This window comes from Tellurirhabdus rosea, assembly GCF_026278345.1.
GTDB lineage: Bacteria > Bacteroidota > Bacteroidia > Cytophagales > Spirosomataceae > Tellurirhabdus > Tellurirhabdus rosea.
In genome coordinates this window covers 3189400-3207699 of sequence record NZ_CP111085.1, presented here as the reverse complement: position 1 = coordinate 3207699, position 18300 = coordinate 3189400, and the positions used below count along the sequence as shown (strand labels likewise).

Annotated in this window: 18 protein-coding genes; 9 read left to right on the top strand and 9 right to left on the bottom strand. The window is 58.7% G+C overall.

Features of this window, described 5'->3' with window-relative positions:
* Window positions 1-3: 3 nt before the first annotated feature.
* The 3 genes from ORG26_RS13610 (at window position 4) to ORG26_RS13600 (ending at window position 4318) form a co-directional block, all read left to right on the top strand.
* A complete protein-coding gene (locus ORG26_RS13610; RefSeq protein WP_266362623.1) occupies window positions 4-1341 on the top strand; it encodes a DEAD/DEAH box helicase in 1338 nt (445 codons plus the stop codon).
* Window positions 1342-1447: 106 nt separating this feature from the next.
* Window positions 1448-3322 (top strand): heparinase II/III domain-containing protein, encoded by a 1875-nt coding sequence (locus ORG26_RS13605; RefSeq protein ID WP_266362621.1) that lies wholly within the window; start codon window positions 1448-1450, stop codon window positions 3320-3322.
* 219 nt (window positions 3323-3541) lie between these two features.
* The gene (locus tag ORG26_RS13600) at window positions 3542-4318 is read left to right on the top strand and encodes a 3-keto-disaccharide hydrolase (RefSeq protein ID WP_266362619.1); all 777 of its coding nucleotides are present in this window, start codon (window positions 3542-3544) and stop codon (window positions 4316-4318) included.
* Window positions 4319-4327: 9 nt separating this feature from the next.
* Here ORG26_RS13600 and ORG26_RS13595 read toward each other — a convergent pair whose 3' ends face one another.
* Window positions 4328-4735 carry a putative toxin-antitoxin system toxin component, PIN family gene (locus tag ORG26_RS13595; RefSeq protein ID WP_266362617.1) on the bottom strand — a complete coding sequence of 136 codons (408 nt, stop codon included), beginning with the start codon at window positions 4733-4735 and terminating at the stop codon, window positions 4328-4330.
* Window positions 4732-4962, bottom strand: coding sequence for a hypothetical protein (locus ORG26_RS13590; RefSeq protein WP_266362615.1), 231 nt, complete (start codon window positions 4960-4962; stop codon window positions 4732-4734). Before ORG26_RS13590 ends, ORG26_RS13595 begins: the two co-directional genes overlap by 4 nt.
* Before the next feature lie 298 nt (window positions 4963-5260).
* Here ORG26_RS13590 and ORG26_RS13585 point away from each other — a divergent pair, with 298 nt between their 5' ends.
* The 5 genes from ORG26_RS13585 to ORG26_RS13565 all read left to right on the top strand — a co-directional run bounded on the left by ORG26_RS13585 (window position 5261) and on the right by ORG26_RS13565 (window position 9252).
* A complete protein-coding gene (locus tag ORG26_RS13585; protein WP_266362613.1) occupies window positions 5261-5440 on the top strand; it encodes a hypothetical protein in 180 nt (59 codons plus the stop codon).
* Window positions 5428-5646, top strand: coding sequence for a type II toxin-antitoxin system RelE/ParE family toxin (locus tag ORG26_RS13580; protein ID WP_266362611.1), 219 nt, complete (start codon window positions 5428-5430; stop codon window positions 5644-5646). The genes ORG26_RS13585 and ORG26_RS13580 overlap by 13 nt, the downstream gene beginning before the upstream one ends.
* A gap of 85 nt (window positions 5647-5731) precedes the next feature.
* Window positions 5732-7147 carry a Gfo/Idh/MocA family protein gene (locus ORG26_RS13575; RefSeq protein ID WP_266362609.1) on the top strand — a complete coding sequence of 472 codons (1416 nt, stop codon included), beginning with the start codon at window positions 5732-5734 and terminating at the stop codon, window positions 7145-7147.
* Between the two features lie 82 nt (window positions 7148-7229).
* Window positions 7230-8360, top strand: coding sequence for an ATP-binding protein (locus ORG26_RS13570; RefSeq protein WP_266362607.1), 1131 nt, complete (start codon window positions 7230-7232; stop codon window positions 8358-8360).
* A 46-nt stretch (window positions 8361-8406) separates the two neighbouring features.
* Window positions 8407-9252 carry a glycoside hydrolase family 16 protein gene (locus ORG26_RS13565; RefSeq protein WP_266362605.1) on the top strand — a complete coding sequence of 282 codons (846 nt, stop codon included), beginning with the start codon at window positions 8407-8409 and terminating at the stop codon, window positions 9250-9252.
* Between the two features lie 3 nt (window positions 9253-9255).
* On the opposite strand, the gene ORG26_RS13560 is transcribed toward ORG26_RS13565, so the two are convergent.
* Together ORG26_RS13560 and ORG26_RS13555 are read right to left on the bottom strand one after the other, a co-directional pair.
* Window positions 9256-10377, bottom strand: a complete 1122-nt coding sequence (locus ORG26_RS13560; protein WP_266362602.1) for an aldose epimerase family protein — start codon at window positions 10375-10377, stop codon at window positions 9256-9258.
* A 9-nt stretch (window positions 10378-10386) separates the two neighbouring features.
* A complete protein-coding gene (locus ORG26_RS13555; protein ID WP_266362600.1) occupies window positions 10387-11304 on the bottom strand; it encodes an SMP-30/gluconolactonase/LRE family protein in 918 nt (305 codons plus the stop codon).
* 123 nt (window positions 11305-11427) lie between these two features.
* On the opposite strand from ORG26_RS13555, the gene ORG26_RS13550 reads away from it, so the two are divergent.
* Entirely contained in the window at window positions 11428-12570 is a 1143-nt protein-coding gene (locus ORG26_RS13550) for a DEAD/DEAH box helicase (protein WP_266362598.1), read from the top strand.
* On the opposite strand, the gene ORG26_RS13545 is transcribed toward ORG26_RS13550, so the two are convergent.
* The 5 genes from ORG26_RS13545 to ORG26_RS13525 are packed head-to-tail and all read right to left on the bottom strand — an operon-like array spanning window position 12567 to window position 18293.
* The gene (locus tag ORG26_RS13545; RefSeq protein WP_266362596.1) at window positions 12567-13190 is read right to left on the bottom strand and encodes an HmuY family protein; all 624 of its coding nucleotides are present in this window, start codon (window positions 13188-13190) and stop codon (window positions 12567-12569) included. The genes ORG26_RS13550 and ORG26_RS13545 overlap by 4 nt on opposite strands.
* 5 nt (window positions 13191-13195) lie before the next feature.
* The gene (locus ORG26_RS13540) at window positions 13196-15313 is read right to left on the bottom strand and encodes a TonB-dependent receptor plug domain-containing protein (RefSeq protein ID WP_266362594.1); all 2118 of its coding nucleotides are present in this window, start codon (window positions 15311-15313) and stop codon (window positions 13196-13198) included.
* On the bottom strand, window positions 15313-16341 hold the full coding sequence (locus tag ORG26_RS13535) for a hemin-degrading factor (RefSeq protein ID WP_266362592.1): 1029 nt from the start codon (window positions 16339-16341) through the stop codon (window positions 15313-15315). The genes ORG26_RS13540 and ORG26_RS13535 overlap by 1 nt, the downstream gene beginning before the upstream one ends.
* A 1-nt stretch (window position 16342) precedes the next feature.
* On the bottom strand, window positions 16343-17185 hold the full coding sequence (locus tag ORG26_RS13530; RefSeq protein ID WP_266362590.1) for a heme ABC transporter ATP-binding protein: 843 nt from the start codon (window positions 17183-17185) through the stop codon (window positions 16343-16345).
* A 4-nt stretch (window positions 17186-17189) separates the two neighbouring features.
* On the bottom strand, window positions 17190-18293 hold the full coding sequence (locus ORG26_RS13525; RefSeq protein WP_266362588.1) for a FecCD family ABC transporter permease: 1104 nt from the start codon (window positions 18291-18293) through the stop codon (window positions 17190-17192).
* Window positions 18294-18300: the final 7 nt, after the last annotated feature.

Here is an 18300-nt window from a genome sequence, read left to right as displayed (position 1 = left end):
ACTATGACTTTCAACGATTTAAATCTTAATAAACCGCTGCTCAACGCGCTGGACGAACTGGGCTATACCGTACCGACGGCCATTCAGGAAAAGGTCTTTTCGGTGGTGATGTCCGGGCGGGACGTGTGCGGCATCGCGCAGACGGGGACCGGCAAGACGCTGGCCTACCTCCTGCCCTGCCTGCGCCAGTACCAGTTTTCGAAGGAAAAACTGCCGCAGATGATTGTGCTCGTGCCCACCCGCGAACTCGTCGTGCAGGTGGTCGAGACGGTGCAGCAACTGAGCAAATACCAGAACCTGATCGTTGTAGGCGTCTACGGCGGGGTGAATACCAAAACGCAGAGCGCCGAGGTGCTGGCCGGTGTGGACGTGCTGGTGGCGACGCCGGGCCGACTGATCGACCTCATTTCCAACGGCTCGCTGAAGCTGAAGAACGTGAAGCGGCTGGTCATCGACGAAGTGGACGAGATGCTGAGCCTCGGCTTCCGGCCGCAGCTGACGCGGATTTTTGACCTGTTGCCCCCGCGGCGGCAGAACCTGCTGTTTTCGGCCACACTGTCGGAAGAGGTGGAGGCGCTGCTGGACGAATACTTCGTCAATCCCGTCCGCGTGGAAGCCGCCCCGGCCGGAACTCCACTCGAAAACATCGAGCAGAGCGCTTATGCCGTGCCGAATTTTTACACGAAAGTGAATCTGCTCGAACTGCTGCTGGGTCGCCATATGGAGATGAACCGGGTGCTGGTTTTTGCAGCAACCAAACAGCTGGCCGATGACCTGTTCGAAGAATTGAAAGGCCGTTTTCTGGACCACGAAACGGTGGCCGTCATTCACTCCAACAAGTCGCAGAACCACCGCTTCGACAGCGTGCGCCGGTTCGAAAGCGGGCAGTGCCGGGTGCTGATCGCCACCGACATCATTGCGCGCGGGCTGGACCTTACCGACGTCTCGCACGTCATCAATTTCGATCTGCCGGACGTGCCCGAAAGCTACATCCACCGCATCGGCCGGACGGGCCGCGCCGACAAACGCGGGGCCGCCATTTCCTTCATCACCGAACGGGAGCAGGAGTACCAGGCCGCCATCGAAGCCCTGATGAACTACGAAATTCCGATACGTCCCCTGCCCGAGGAGCTGATTATTTCGAATGAGCTGACGCCCGACGAGCAGCCGAAAGCCGCCTTCAAAGCCCTTCCGCTGAAACCGACCCGGCCGGAAGACGGCGGCGGGGCTTACCACGAGAAGATGGAGAAAAACAAAAAAGTAAACGTCCGCCGGGATTACGAAGAGGAAAAACGGCGGAAATACGGCCGGCCGATTAAGAAAAGCCGCCCGAATAACTAAAGCGGGTGGTGGCACGACCCGGACGGGCCGCCCGGCGGTTGTGCCACCACTCATCCCGACGGTATAAAAAACCCGGTCGCTGCTTTTTGGAGAAACGACAACTCCCATGCGCACCGGCCTTTTGTTCTGCTTCCTGGTCACTCTTCTGGTCCGTTTCTCCGCTCTCGCCCAGAGCGGACCCACTGGCAACCGCACACCCCCTGCGCATCCGCGAATCCTGCTGCTGAAAGGCGAGGAAGAAGCGATCAGGAAAAGCATCCAGGCAGACCCGATCTGGGGCAAGATGCAGCAAACCATTCTGACGGAATCGGACGCAATGCTGGCGCTCCCGCCCGTCGAACGGATTGTCGTCGGAAGGCGGCTGCTCGACAAGTCGCGCGAGGCTCTGCGGCGGCTTTTCTTCCTCTCGTACGCCTACCGCCTCACGAAGCAGCCGAAGTATCTGCAACGGGCCGAAAAAGAAATGCTGGCCGTCTCGGCCTTCAGCGACTGGAATCCGTCCCACTTTCTGGATGTGGCCGAAATGACCATGGCCGTCGCCATCGGCTACGACTGGCTGCACAACGATCTGTCCGAAGGTTCCCGCAACACCATCCGCGAAGCTATTCTGAAAAAAGGCCTCGAACCTTCTCTCAATGCCAAAAACAACAGCTGGCTGAAGGCAACGCATAACTGGAACCAGGTCTGCAATGCCGGAATGGCGTTTGGTGCCCTGGCGATCTACGAAGACCAGCCCCAGCTTTCGCGGCAGCTCATCGACCGGGCCATCGAAACGGTAGTGCTTTCCATGAAAGATTACGCCCCCGACGGCGCTTATCCCGAAGGCTACGGCTACTGGGGGTACGGCACCAGCTTCAACGTGATGCTTATCAGCGCTTTGGAAAAAGGCTTCGGCACGGATTTCGGCCTGTCGCAGCAGCCGGGCTTTCTGAAAACGGCGGCCTACATGGAGAACATGACTGGCCCGACGGGGGCCAGCTTCAACTACTCCGATGCGGGCAACGGCGGAGGCTTGCAGCCGGCCATGTTCTGGTTTGCCAATAAACTGAAAGACCCGTCGCTGCTCTGGATCGAGCGCGGCCGGTTGCAGAACGAAGACGGTCAGCGACACGTCCGCGACCGGCTGCTGCCCGCCATCATGCTCTGGGGCGGCGGCACCAAACTGAACACCATCGCCGAGCCCAAAGCCAGACTCTGGAAAGGCGGCGGCAAAAACCCGGTCGCCCTCATGCGCAGCTCCTGGTCGGACCCGGCGGCCCTTTTCGTCGGCCTGAAAGCCGGTTCTCCTTCGGTCAACCACGGACACATGGACGTCGGCTCGTTTGTGATGGAAGCCGACGGCGTGCGCTGGGCTATGGATTTCGGGATGCAGGATTATAACTCGCTGGAATCGGCAGGCGTCAACCTGTGGGGAAAAGAACAGAACGCCCAGCGCTGGCAGGTTTACCGCTACAACAACTTTGTTCACAACACCCTGACCGTGGACGGGCAACTGCAGCGGGTAGAAGGGTACGCCGACATCACCGGCACCTCGGAGAAGCCCGCGTTCATGACGGCCACCACCGACATCAGTGCCGTCTACAAAGGTTCGCTCGCCAAAGCGCAGCGGGGCATTGCCATCGTGGACGGGGCGTACGTGGCCGTCCAGGATGAACTCGAAGCCCTCGACAAGGAAGCCACCGTCCGCTGGACCCTGCTCACTGCCGCCGAGGTGAACATCACCGGACCGGGCCGCGCCGAACTGACCAAAAACGGCAAAAAGCTCATTCTACAGGTGCAGGAACCGGCCAAACTCACGCTGACCACCCGCCCGACCACGCCGCCGCACGATTACGACGCGCCCAACCCCGGCTCGACGCTGCTCGGTTTCGACGTGACGCTGCCCGCGGGTGCCAAACAGACGCTGAAAGTGCTGCTCATTCCGGAAAAAGCGGAACAGAAAGCGGCGCAGCCGCTTCGGCCGCTCGCGCAGTGGCGGTGAACCCCACGGTTTAAACATTGCCCACGGTTTACACGTCAGCCCACAGTTTAAACATTGTCCACGGGTTAATTTGCCCACGGGTTAAACGTTGCCCGCGGTTTGAATTGTCCACGGTTTAAACATTGCCCACGGTTTAAACCGTGGGCTGTGGGGCGCACTACCGAATTGGTTGCCAACGGTTTTAACCGTTTTCTTTTACTTCGTAAAAACTCCTTTTTCATGAAACGCACGTACGTCCTCCCCACCCTGCTTGTTCTGCTTTGCACGTTTGGTTTCACGGCTTCTGCCCAGGTGGGTATCGGGGCCAAAAAGCCGAAAGACGCCCAGATGCTTTTCGACGGCACCCGGCAGATGCTGGACGAAAAATGGCAGTACTGGAACAGCCCGCGCCTTGCCGCCGAACCACCCATCAAATGGGCCATCCAGCCCGACCCGGCCGGTACCGGAACCGTCATGAACAGCAACGACCCCGCCGCGGCCGGGGGCAAGTACGGCGCCGCCGACATCGTGACCAAGCAGCCGTTCCGGGATTTCCGCCTGCACGTTGAATTCTACGTCAGCAAGCCGGGCGGCAACAGCGGCGTTTACCTCCAGAACCGGTACGAAATCCAGATTTTCGACGGCGACACGACCTCGCACGGCATCGGAGCGGTCATCAACGAAACGCCTTCCCCTTACCGGGCTTACCTCGGCATCGGAAAATGGAATGCCTACGACATTGTTTTCCGGGCCGCGCGGTTCGAAAACGGCGTCCGCACCGAGAAGGCGATGGTGACGATGTATTTCAACGGCCAGAAGGTCCATACCAACCAGCCCATCAACCAGGTCTGGGGCGGTAAGTTCTCCGGCATCGACGGCGGAAACGACGGCGGCAAAGGCATCACCGATACGCCCGGCGGCATCAAGCTCCAGGCCGAAGGCCACGATGTGCTGTACCGGAACATCTGGATCAAGGAGCTCGACCTGAAGAAGCCGGATACGGATTTTAAGCGGTGAAGCCGCTGGTCACGCTGTTAAAAAGGCCAGAAATTCATCAGGATTGATAACCGCCAGCCTTGGAAAGTCTATCCGATCAAGCACGTGAAAGTGAGCGTCGTAGGTAACAACATAGTCAGCTCCGGCAATCAAGCCGGCATCGACAAATTTGTTGTCGTCAAAGTCTGCGGCGATGAGCCCCCATGTAAAAGGAGTTCCCACGCGCACGACACCGGGTAGTTTAGTCAGGAATTCAAGAAAGTTGTTGGCAACAATTTCGTTGGTCTTTCGGGTCAACACTTCCTGATATTCCAGCAGGATTGCGGTGCTGACTACGAGTTCAACTTTTCCCGCAACCAATGCGGTTATAATAGGTCTGAAACGAGAGGATTTCGGTAATGCCGCCAGCAAAACGTTCGTGTCAACCACAACCCTCATGGCTGCGGATTATAAGGGGTGCGATCGTGCCCTTTGGCCCAGGAGTCAACGGTTTGTTCGTTCCAGTCATTCTCCTGCCAGAGACGGTCCATTTCGGCATCCGCTTTATCCAGAAAGTACTGCGCCAGCAATTGCCGAATTTCCGCTATTTGTTCATCGGGTAAGGAGTAAGCGAACGTTTGCAGTAATTCCACCTGAAGATTGGTTAGTTTCGAGCTTGCTGTCATAGATTCTTCGTTTTTGTGAAGATAACAATTTTAAAGCAATCCGGATTTCGCCTAGGTCGTGAGCCGTATTCAAGTGTTCGGTTACACTATTTGAAATAGCCATAGGAATTTTGGAACTCTTCGTCTCTTTTTGTCAAAACACTCGGTCCGGCGACGACAGATCGAAGGCCACGATGTGCTGTACCGGAACATCTGGATCAAAGAGCTCGACCTGAAGAAGCCGGATACGGATTTTAAGCGGTGAACATACGCCTCGGTCTAAAGCCTTTTTCCTATATTTGAGTAAACAGTTTCCCTTATGACAAAAGAAGCGATCAGAAAAGCGCTGGAGGAAATGCCCGACGAATTTTCGCTGGATGAGTTCATGGACCGGCTGATTCTGCTCCAAAGTTTTGCCGAAGGCCGGGAGCAACAGCGGCAGGGTCGCACCTTCACCCATGAGGAAGTAAGCGATCGTTTGGCAAAATGGCTCAGGTAATCTGGACAGAAACGGCTACCCTTGAACTTGAGGCCATTGCTGAATATCTCGCCAACTATTCGCTGACTTACGCCAAAGCGGTGGTCAAACGCCTTTATCATCGAACCGGTCAGTTAGCTTCTTTTCCTGAAATGGGACGACTAATCCCGGAAATAAGCAATCCCCGCTTCCGGGAGCTGATCGAAGGAAATTATAGCGTTATGTAAGAAATTCTGGACGCTGATGTTGTCCTCGTCCAACGAGTCATCCACCAATCCCGCAATTACAAACCTTAATCCTGTCGTATTTCCTGTGAAGAATGTAGACTTAACCCCTGAAGAATCAACGGCCTCTTCCCGCCGCTCCTTCCTCAAAACCCTCGGCCTAGCCGGCACCGCTGCCGTGACGGCACCCGCCGCGCTGGCAGGCACCGGTAACGCTCCGCAATACCTGAATCTGGTGAAAAATCACGCCAGCACCGCGGCCAATACCAAAGTCCGGATGGGCCTCATCGGTACCGGCGGCATGGGCATCGGCGATATGCAGACGGCCCTTCAGGTCGATGGCGTGGAAATGGTCGCCGCCTGTGACCTCTACGACGGTCGCCTGCGCCGCGCCAAGGAACTCTGGGGCGAAGGCATCATGACCACCCGCGATTACCGCGAACTGCTGGAACGCCCCGACATCGACGCCGTCGTCAACGCCACCACCGACCACTGGCACGAAAAAATCTCGACCGACGCCATGCGGAAGGGCAAACATGTCTACTGCGAAAAACCGATGGTGCAGAAGGTTCCCGACGGGCACACGCTCATCAAAGTCGCCAAAGACACGGGCAAGGTGTTTCAGGTAGGCAGCCAGTTTGCTTCGTCCATCATCATTTCCAAAGCCAAAGAACTTCTCAAGGCCGGCGATATCGGTGAACTGGTCTTCGTCGAGGCCATCTACGACCGCCACAGCGCCATGGGGGCCTGGCAATATTCCATTCCGCCCGATGCTTCCCCGCAGACCGTGGACTGGGACCGCTACCTCGGCAGCGCCCCCAAACGGCCCTGGGACCCGCTGCGCTTCTTCCGCTGGCGGAACTACATGGACTACGGCACCGGCATTGCGGGCGACCTGTACGTTCACCTGCTGACGACGCTGCACACCATCACGGGCTCCAAAGGCCCCGAGCGCGTGTATTCGAGCGGTGGCCTGCGCTACTGGAAAGACGGCCGCGACGTGCCCGACATCCAGCTCAGCGTCTATGATTACCCGCAGACCGCCGAACACCCGGCCTTCAACCTGACGACCCGTTCGAATTTCGTGGACGGCGGGGGCGGCAATTACCTCGTCCGGCTCGTGGGCACCGAGGGCGATCTGGCCATCGGCTGGGACAGTCTGCTCGTCCACCGCAACAAGTTTCCGAAGGCGCCGGGGATGTCGATTGATAATTTCCCGAAGGACCAGAAGGAATTGTACGTTGCCGAATACAACAAGCTTTATCCGTCTAAACCCGAGATGGAAGGCCCCAAGGAGTTTAAATACATGGTGCCGAAAGACTACAAAGGTGACCGGTACGAGCACTTTGTGAACTTCTTCAATTCTATTCGGGAAGGCAAACCGAACATTGAGGACGCCACCTTCGGCCTCCGCGCCTGCGGCCCGACGCAGTGCGGCAACATGAGCTACGCTCAGAAGAAAGTCGTCGGCTGGGACCCGGTAGCGATGAAGATTCTGGGATAAATCTATTAATGGATTCGCTGATTTAGCGTGAAATTAGAAAGCTTATTCGCTAATTTCACGCTAAATCAGCGAATTCGTTTTTATGATCCATCGGATACTAACTGATACCCTCCGGGAGCGACTGCTTGAATCGAGTAAAATCATCATTCTGTACGGACCAAGGCAGGCGGGAAAGACCACGTTGGTAAAAGAACTTCTCAAAACGTTGCCGCATCGGTCACTTTCGGTCAGTGCCGACGAACTGCGTTACCAAACACTCCTTTCCTCGCGTGACCTGACGCAAATGCAGCTTCTGGTGGAGGGATACGAACTGCTGTTCATTGATGAAGCGCAGCGTGTTCCGGATATTGGCTTGAATCTAAAGATTCTGCACGATGCCCTGCCGAACCTGAAAATCATTGCGACCGGGTCGTCTTCCTTTGAGCTTGCTAACCGCACAAAAGAACCGCTTACCGGACGGACGTGGACGTACGAACTTTTTCCTGTTTCAGTAGGCGAACTGAGGCAACAGCAAAACGGCTTTGAGTTGCAGCAACGACTGCCCGAGTTGCTGCGGTTCGGGTCTTACCCCGACACCTTGCAGCAGCCCGGAGAGACCAACAAAATACAGTACCTGCGCGAACTGTCGTCAGCTTATCTGTACAAAGATGTACTTGAAATGGCGTCCTTACGGTATGCCGACCGCCTTCGAAAGCTGTTGCAACTGCTTGCCTTTCAGGTTGGGTCCGAAATATCGCCTGCCGAGCTTGGCAATACGCTGGGAATGAGCAAGGAAACCGTCAACACCTACATCGACCTGCTCGAAAAAGCCTTTGTCCTCTTCCGGTTGTCGGGCTTTAGCCGGAATCTTCGGAAGGAGGTCAGTAAAATGGACAAAATCTACTTTTACGACCTGGGCATCCGAAACGTCCTGATTGATAATTTTCAGCCGCTGGACCTGCGGAATGATGTCGGAGCCTTGTGGGAAAACTTTCTGGTTACGGAACGGCGCAAACGAAACGCCTATACGGCCCAGTTTGCCAACGCTTACTTCTGGCGAACCTACACGGGTGCCGAACTGGATTATGTGGAAGAGGCAAACGGGCAACTTTCGGGTTTTGAATTCAAGTATGGTTCTAAGAAGGCAAAAGTTCCTCCTTCGTGGACGGCGAACTACCCGGGCTCCACTTTTACAATGGTAAATCAGGACACCTTTCTCTCTTTTGTTCTCTAACACCGTTCCCGCGGCCTGCGTCCCCACAGGCCGCTCTCCAATTCGTATGAAGAAAGCATTTCTGTTTCCTGCTCTCGGGCTGTTTCTTTTTGTGACGGCAAATCAGGCGTTCGCCCAATCCACTGACCCGGCCTACAAACTCGTCTGGGCCGACGAATTCAACCGGAAAGGCGCACCGGATCCCAAAAACTGGGCGTTTGAAAAAGGCTTTGTCCGCAACAACGAATTGCAGTGGTACCAGCCCGAGAATGCGTATGTCCGCCGGGGAAAGCTGATAATCGAGGGCCGGAAAGAGCGCAAACCTAATCCGAACTATAAATCCGGCAGCCAGAACTGGCGGGAAAAGCGGGAAGCCATCGACTACACCGCCGCGAGCCTCAAAACATCCGGACTGCACCAGTGGCAATACGGGCGCTTCGAAATGCGCGGCCGCATCGACACCAGCCCCGGGCTGTGGCCCGCCTTCTGGACACTGGGCGTATCGAAGCCGTGGCCGCATAACGGCGAAATCGACATCATGGAATATTACCGGGGAATGCTGCTGGCCAACGTGGCCTGGGGTTCCGAACAGCCCTACAAGGCCGTCTGGCGCGATCCCCGCAAGCCGGTTTCGTCGTTCAGCGACCCGGACTGGTCGAAGAAGTTTCACGTCTGGCGCATGGACTGGGATGAAAAGGCCATCCGGTTGTATGTTGACGACGAACTGCTCAACGAAGTGAGCCTGTCCGAAACGGTCAACCGCGACGGCTCGGGCTTTAACCCGTTCCACCAGCCGCACTACCTGATGCTCAACCTGGCCATCGGCGGCGACAACGGCGGCGACCCGACGGGCACCCGCTTCCCGACCCGCTTCGAGGTCGATTACGTGCGGGTTTACCAGCGGGCGCCGTAAGCTTTATTTGACTTTCATCCGGAAAACCGTCGTGCTCCGGAATTCCTCGCCGGGCCGGAGGGTCGTGGTCGGAAACTGCGGCTTGTTCGGCGAATCCGGGAAATGCTGCGTTTCGAGGCAGATGCCGAAGCGACGGGTAAAGGGAACGCCTTCGCGGCCTTTGATCCGGCCGTTGAGGTGGTTGCCGGTGTAGACCTGTACGCCCGGTTCGGTGGTGTAGAGTTCCATCAGCCGCCCGCTCTCCGGCTCGTACAGCGTCGCGCCCAGCTTCAGCAGGCGGGAGCCATCCGTAAACACCCAGCAATGGTCGTAGCCGAAGCCCGTCCGGATGTGCACGTTGGTGGTATCGTTGATGCGCTGCCCCACGGGCGTCGGCTTGCGAAAATCGAGCGGCGTTCCGGCAACCGGCAGCACGGCCCCGGTCGGAATCTGGCCTTCGTCGGTCGGCAGAAACTGGTTCGCATTGATTTGCAGAACGTGGTTCAGCACGTCGCGCTTCATGCCGGTCAGGTTGAAATAAGCATGATTGGTCAGGTTGACGACGGTCGGCTTGTCGGTTTTAGCCCGGTAATCGATGCGGAGCGCGTCGTCTTTCAGCAGGGTGTAAGTCACTTCGACGGTCAGCGTGCCGGGGTAGCCCTCTTCGCCGTCGGGGGAGGTGTATTGCAGGATAACCGCCGGTTCGGGACCGAGCACAGGCGTGGCCGTCCACAGTTTCTTGTCGAACCCGACGCGCCCGCCGTGGATGTGGTTGCTGCGGTTATTGGCCGCCAACGTGTACGTCGTGCCGTCGAGCGTAAACTTCGCTCCGCCGATGCGGTTGGCAAACCGCCCGACCACCGGCCCGAAATTCGGTGTTCCCTTCAGGTAATCGGCCAGCGTGGGCACGCCCAGCACGATGTTTTCCTGCTTGCCCTGCCGGTCGGGAGCGGTGAACGAAACGAGGTAAGCGCCGTAGTTGGTCACCTGCACCTGCATACCGGAAGCGTTCCGAAGCGTGAAAAGCTGCACTTCGCGACCGTCGGGCAATTTTCCCCAGACTTCTTCTTCGAGGTTCACCTGCTGGGCAAGCGCAGGCATAAACAGAAAATTGGCCCAGATCAGAACGAGCGTCAGAATTTTCATACAGCTCCTTTATTCGACGCCTTTTACGGTCATGGGTAACACAAAAACCGACTGGGAAGCCGTGATGAACAGCGTTTTCCGGTCTTTCCCGCCGAAACAGACGTTGGCGGTCCAGCCCGCCGGGACGGGAATGTTGCCGAGCTTTCGGCCGGACGGGTCAAAAACCGTGACGCCCTGGCCGGTGATGTACAGGTTGCCCTGGCTGTCGAGGGTCATGCCGTCGGAGCCCATTTCGCAGAACAACTGCCGGTTGCCGAGGCTGCCGTCGGTGTTGATCTGGTATTTGTAGGTTTTCTTGTCCCTGATATCGGCCACGTACAGCGTCTTGCCGTCCGGCGTCCCGACGATGCCGTTGGGCTGCATCAGGGCGGCGTCCACAACGACGGGCGTCTGGGTGCCTTTTTTCAGAAAAAAGACCTTCTGACCGGTCTGTTCCGGCGTTTTGTGGGTCCACCAGGGGCGCGGGTAGAACGGGTCGGTGAAGTAAATGTCGCCTTTGGGCGTGATCCACAGGTCGTTGGGGCCGTTAAATTTTTTGCCTTCGAACTGGCCGGGCAGCAGCACCGTCACCGCCTTGTTTTTGGGATTGATGGACCAGAGTTCGTTCTTTTCGTCGGCGCAGGCGATGATGTTGCCTTTTTTGTCGATATACAAGCCGTTGGAGCGGCCCGTTTTCTCCATAAACAGGGACAGATTGCCGTCGGTATCATACTTCCAGATGTGGTCGTTGGGCTGGTCGGTGAAGTAGATATTGCCCTTTTTATCCACGGCGGGGCCTTCCGTAAATTTAAACTGCTGGGAAACCTGCCGGGGTTTGGCGCCGGGCGCGACCACGGTGAGGGAGTCGGCAGCGGGCCGGGCAAAGGCGATTTGGGCGAAAAGCGTAAGCAGAGCGGCAAGCGGTCGGATAAAGCGGAAACGGTTCATACGGATACGGGTCGATATCCCTAAAAGCAGGCAAGTCCCGATTTGTACTGAATTCGAAAAAAAGTTGTTGGGTCAGGCCTCAGGGAATCGTGGTATCTTTGTGAAATTGTTTTTCAGAACCTTATGACATTTTCATCCCTCGGACTCGCCGATCCGCTGCTCAAAGCCGTGGAGGAACAACAATATACGCGCCCTTACCCCATCCAGCAACAGGCCATTCCGGCCATTCTGCGGGGGCGGGACATTTTCGGGATTGCCAAAACCGGTACGGGCAAAACGGCGGCCTACGTGCTGCCGATTCTCCAGATGCTGCTGCGCCACGACCTGCAACGCAACCGGGCCGTGAAAGCGCTGGTGCTGGTACCCACCCGCGAACTGGCGGTGCAGGTCGCCGAAGTGTTTGACGCCCTCAGCGCCCACATGCCGCGCCGGGTCAAAACGGTGCCGGTCTACGGCGGGGTGTCCATCAACCCCCAGCAAATTGCCCTGCGCAACGCCGAAATCGTGGTGGCGACGCCCGGCCGCCTCATCGACCTGCTCGAAAACAACGCCCTGCGCATCAGCACCATCGAAATGCTCGTGCTCGACGAAGCCGACAAAATGCTCGACCTCGGGTTTGCCGAGGAAATGGCCTGGATTTTCAACCGGGTGCCGCAGACCCGGCAGACGCTGCTGTTCTCGGCCACCCTGAAAGACACCATTCAGGAGATCAACGACAAAATGCTGCACGGCGCGGTCAAAATCGAAATCGAAGAGGAAGAAGCCAATCTGGAGCAGATCCGGCAGCTTGCCTACCGCGTTTCGGCGGAGCAGAAAGGGCCGTTCCTGCGCTACCTCATCAAAAAAGAAGACATGAAGCAGGTGCTGGTGTTTGTCTCTTCCACCCGCACGGCGGACAATGTGGTCGGCAAACTGGTCAAAAACGGCATCCAGGCGCTGGCCATTCACGGCCAGAAAACGCAGGGCGGCCGCCTGGAAGCCCTCCGCCAGTTTAAATCGGGCAAACTGACGGTTCTGGTGGCGACCGACCTGCTGGCGCGGGGCATCGACATTGAGGAACTGCCGTACGTCATCAACTACGAACTGCCCCGTTCGCCAAAAGATTACATTCACCGCATCGGCCGGACGGGTCGGGCCGAGGCCGTGGGCACCGCCATTTCGCTCATCACACCCGACGACGAACACCATTTCCGGGTGATTCAGAAAAAGATGAAAAAGCGGGTAGACCTGCTCGAAACGACGGATACCGACCTGCAGGGCTATTAATTCAGGTTGGTGCTGCCGTCCGGCTGGTACACATACCGGAAGGTGTAATACCGCCCCTCGCTGGTCATATCCGGCTGGGCCGGGGCATTTTTGTAGTAACTCAGAATCTCGACTTTGGCGTATTTTCCGTCGCCGGTCCGAATCAGCAGCACCCGGCCGGGAATGGGCGAAATGAGGGTGTTGGCGTAATTATACCAGCCCTTGCCCGACCCGGTCGGAATAGCCAGCTGCGTGCTGCTTTCGTCGGTGGCAAAGGTGGTTCCGGCCGGTACGGCTTTGAGTTCGTCGAAGGTGCCGGTGTAAATGAAGGCTCCGCCCTGCCCCGTTCGCAGCTTTCCGCCGTTGACAATGAGGGTAGTCGCCCGGAAACCGATGTCCCATTTGTTGGTCGCCGAATCACTGTTGGGTACCTGAAGGCCATTTTTCAGGCTCACTAACGTAAACTTGCCGGTTGCTCCGATGGACTGTCCGGTTTGCGGGTCAATCTTGGCGGGGTCGGCGGGAAGGTCTTTGATCGTGACGGACTTTACTGGCTCTACCGTTTGAGAAGTGTTGGACTCACAGCCGAACAGGGCAGACAGTGCCAGCGCGGCAACCAGTGTTGTTTTAAGGGATTGCATGATGTTTACGGATTAATTGATTTTGAAGCTCCTTCGAAGGCCCAGCGCAGCGAGGCATACCAGAGCCGCCCGGCCAGATTGGGAATGTACTGCGGATCGGTATGCCCCGTCAGGTTATCGACCCCCGTTTGGAGCGTGAATGATTTAAGCGTTTTGCTGACGGCCAGATTCCAGAGCGTATAGCCCTGCACGTATTCGTTATCGGCATCCAGAATGACGTTGCCATTCCGGTCGGCGAAGCCGTATCGCCCGCGATAAATGCCTCTCAGGTTGACGGAAAAGCCTTTTTCGGGCAGTTCGTAAAACAGCTTGAGGTTGGCCATGTGGCGCGACCGGTTAAAAAGCCCGCCATAGTCGCGGGGGCTGACCCGGGTGGTCACCAGCGTAGCGGGCGGTCCGTCGATCCGGTCCCGGCGAAACACTTCTCCGCGGGCCACCTGCCGGGCTACCGTTTTGTCTTTTGCCGTCAGGAACTGGTACCCGCTCTGCACGTTCAGGCGCCCGGCTCCCAGCGTCAGCCGATAGGTGGCTTCCAGTTCGGCGCCCTGCGTAAACACCCGGTTCAGGTTGGTGTAGCTGAACACGCTCTGCCCGTTGGTTTTCAGGGCCACCGCCCGGGTTTCGATCAGGTCGCGGATGTCGTTGCGGAACACGTTGAGGCTCGCCGTTACGGGTAAGTTATATCGCCGGTCGAAATCGGCCGTGAGACCCAGGTTGTAAGCCACCGAACTCTCGGCCCGGAGGTTCCCGAAAGCGGCCGGGTCGGACAAGACCTCGGCAATCTGGCCCTGCCGTTGCAGGCGTTCGAGGCTGGCGGCCAGTTCCTGCGTGCCGAAGACGCTGTAACCGACCACCCCGTTGTCGAAGTTGAGGTACAACTGCCGAAAATCGGGGGCTTTGAAGCCGACGCCCGTGCTGCCCCGCACGGCCAGCGTTTTGCCCAGTTCGTACCGGGCCGACGCCTTCGGACTAAACTGGGCGGCGTATTGCGAATGAGCGTCGTAACGCCCGCCCAGAATCACGTCCCAGCGGCCGGTCGGCATCCACTCGTACTGAAAAAAGCCGTATCGGCTGGTGAAAGACCGGCGGTCGGTGTAGCGGGTGGCTTCCACACTTTCGGCAATCCACCCGCCTCCCAGCGTCAGCAGGTGTTTTTCGCTCAGCCGGTGGTCAACCTGAATTTCGGGCCGGTTGAACGTCTGGCGAAAAAAGCTTTCGTCGTACACCTGCCCCCGGTCGGTATAGGCCAGGCTGGTTTCAGTCCGGTAAAAAGTGCTGTAGTAGCGGTACGTAATCTTCCACGCGTCCGTCAGGCGATGCGTCAGCACCGGATTCAGGTTGCGGTCGGTAACGCGTCCCGGTCCGGCCACGGCCACGCCGGGCGCAATTTCCAGCGTGTTGTCCTGTCGTTCCCCAAAAAACCGTCCCGACAAACTCAGCTTCAGCCGCGAAGACAATTCGGCCGTCAGGCGTCCGCTGAAGGTGTAGTTCTGAAACGGCGACACCGTTTGTCCGAAGGTTTCGGGCGTCAGGTCGTACCCGGCCGACTGGTAGCGGTTTCCGAAGGCGTAAAGTCCGATTTTTCCCTGCCAAAGCGAAACGTCGCCCGTCAGGTCGCTTGTCCGGTTGGCTCCGTACCGGGCCGCCAGCGTCGCCCGCGTCCGGGCCGGGTTTTCGGTGATGATGTTGACAACCCCCGCCATCGCCTCCGAGCCGTACAGGCTCGACGACGGCCCTTTCACGATCTCAATCTGTTTGATGTTGCCCACGGCCAGCCGACCCAGTTCGAGCGTCCCGGCGGTGCGTCCTACCAGCGGTTCGCCGTCAAGCAGAATGAGCGTATACTCAGGTCCGAATCCCTGCACCTGCAACCCCTGCCCGTGGTCGTGGGTGATAGCAAGGCCGGTCTGTTCCTGCAATACGTCGTTCAGGCGCAGGGAGCCCATCTGCCGAATCTGTTCGCGCCCGATCAGCGTTACGGGCATGGGCAGGGCTCCCATAGGCCGTTCGGTGCGGGTGGCGGTCACCACCACTTCATTCAGGAGGTGGCGTTTCAGACTATCGCGTCCGATGGAGTCGGGCGGGGCGGTCATCAGCGCCAGGAAGCAGGCAGCGGTCAGCATCACGACTCGGCCAGTTCAGCCACCACATTCCGCCAAAGCTGATTTTCGGGAATACCCGGTTTCCGTTTCCCAAAGATCAGGGCAATCTGGCCTCCCTCCGCGTCGAACAGTTCGAGGCTCGTCACGATGCCTTCGGTCGTGGGCTTTTTGACGACCCAGGCCGAGGCGACATGGTCTTCGCGCAGATGCAGGTTGAATTCGGGATCGAGGACGTTGAACCAGGGCCCTGTCGGCACCAGCTTGTGCACCGGCCCGGTATGAATCTGGATGCATCCCCGGTTGCCGACGAAAATCATCACCGGCAGGGCAAGGTCGGTCGCCCGGTGCAGTACCTGTTTCACCCTGGTCAAAGTGGTGGGAATGGCGTAGCCTTCCGGTGCGAGCCGCATCGCCTGAAGCCGCGAAACCTTGTACGTACGGGTCAGGCCGAAGAAATCGTGCGTATCCTGTAGCGTCCGCCAGCCTTCCTGAAACTCGGCCACGGCAATGGCGCTGTCGGGCGTTTCGGCGGTCGGTTCGGGGCGCGGGGCAATCTCCAGCGGGGCAGACGGGTCTTCCGCCCGGAAATTCGCCACGAGTCGGTCGTAGGCCATCCGGTCGCTCTGTTCGGTCAGGTAGATTTTGTGAATGGCCTCTCCGTCGGCCGTGAAAAACTGAAGGCTGTGCCGGTTGTTTTCGTTCACGGCAAAGCCCAGTTTCCAATGCGTCATAAACAGGCGTAAATCGATGTCTTCGCCCAGCACAAGCCCCATAGGACCGTTGAACGAAACGTCCTGGTAAACGCCCTTGCGTTCGTGAACGACGCTGTTGTTGCGGGTGAGCGCCATGACATACCCCAGCGAGGGCACCTCCTGGAGCAGCTGGCAGAAATCGCCCTGGAGCCGCGTCGCTGTTTCGCCGAGGCCGGTCGCTACCAGTTCGGCTTCACTAACGCCCAGTCGGCTGGCGGCCTCGCGGATGCGGACGGTCGGGTTTTCGGCCCGGAAAGCCGCGTACTGTTTCTTCAAGTCGGGAATTGCCGTTATCATTTCAGGAAAATTTGAAGGTGTTTGAATAAAAATGAGGTTGCCGGACCGGCACGATGACGGGCGGCTCGTCTTCCGAGGGCCGAATCACCTCTACCGAGAGCCGGAAAGCGTCCTGGATGGCCGCCGGCGTGAGGACCGACACCGGCCGCCCCGATCCCACGGGCTGCCCTTCCTTGAGCAGCAGCACCCGGTCGGCGTACTGCATAATCAGGTTCAGATCGTGGAGGATCGCCACCACGCCGTACCCGCGCCGGGTCATGGCTTTGGCAATGTCGAGCAGGCCGTGCTGGTAGTAGAGGTCCAGGCCGGTAGTGGGTTCGTCGAGCAGCAGATACCGGGGCGTTTTCACCAGCGTCCACGGGGGCGTCAGTTCATCGACCGCCATCAGCTGGGCCAGCACCTTTGCCAGATGAACCCGCTGCTGTTCGCCCCCCGACAGCGTCGGAACGGCGCGGTCGGCCAGATGCGTTACGCCGGTCAGGGTCATCACATGGTCGACCACGGCCAGGTCTTCGGCACCGGGGCGGCCCTCAAAGTGCGGGTATCGTCCCATCAGCACCAGTTCGTACACGCTGAACGGGAACGCCAGCGGGTTCTGCTGCGCCAGCACGGCACGGCGCCGGGCCAGTTGCAGCGCGCTGAACTGATACACCGAGCGATTGTCCAGCGAAACCAGGCCCCGGCCCGGCGTCAGTTCCCGGCTGAGGATTTTGAGCAGCGTTGACTTTCCGGTTCCGTTGGCACCCGCAATGGCTACCAGTTCGCCCGGTCGGGCCACCAGCGAAACGTTATCCAGCAGTTTGCGGTGACCAATCTGATGCGTGATATGGGTAGCTTCGAGCATCGCGTTAAGTCGTTACGGTGGGTTGCTTTTTGATAAGCATGTACAGAAAAACAGGCGTGCCGATCAGAGCGGTGATGATGCCAATGGGCAGTTCGGCCGGGGTCACGAGCGTACGGGCCAGCAGGTCGGCGCCCGTCAGCACGATGGCTCCCAGCAGGGCGGAGGCGGGCAGCACCAGCCGATGGTCGGCTCCGGCCATCAGGCGAACCAGATGCGGAATCACCAGCCCCACAAACCCGATGGCTCCCGCCACCGCTACCGATACCCCGACGCCCAGCGTAGCCAGCACAATGACGCTGCGCTTGAGACGGCCCGCGTTGATCCCGAGGTGGGTTGCCTGACTCTCGCCCAGGGCAAAGGCATTCAGGGGCTTGGCCAGCCGGGGCAGCAGCCCGAGCGATAAGGCGGCAAACGGCGCGACGACCTGCACCACCTCCCAGTTGGCCCCGCCCAGACTGCCCAGTCCCCAGAACGTGATGGTGCGGAGCTGCGCCTCGTCGGCCAGATAGATCAGCAGGCCCGTCAACGCGCCCGAGAGTGCATTAACGGCCACTCCGGCCAGCAACAGGGTCGTAACCTGGACGCGGCCTTCCCGCCGCGAAAGCAGGTAAACGAGTGTCGTGGTCAATACCGCCCCCACAAACGCCGCCAGCGAAAGCAGATAAAGGCCCCACTGCCCCGAAAGCGCCGGCAGGAGCTTGACCTGAAAGACAATGGTCAGCACGGCGAACAGCGACGCGCCCGACGAAATGCCGATCAGCCCCGGGTCGGCCAGCGGATTGCGGAAAAGTCCCTGCATGGCCGCTCCCGACACGCCCAGCACCGCCCCCACCAGAACGCCCAGCAGGACGCGGGGCAGGCGAATGACCATCAGAATGGCCTCCTGTTGCGGCTCGACAGGGGCCAGCGCCAGACCAAACGGCTTCAGAAGAATGGTCATTACCTGCGGTATGGTTATGGTCACCGATCCTACCCCCACCGACCAGGCCATCACCAGCCCGAGCAACAGGCCCAGCGAAGGAGACAGCCACCCGCCCCGCGAACGGACCGGCAGCACGGGTTTTTCGGAAGGCAGGGGCCGGGCGACTGGTTGAACGTTGGTCATCATCAGCCGG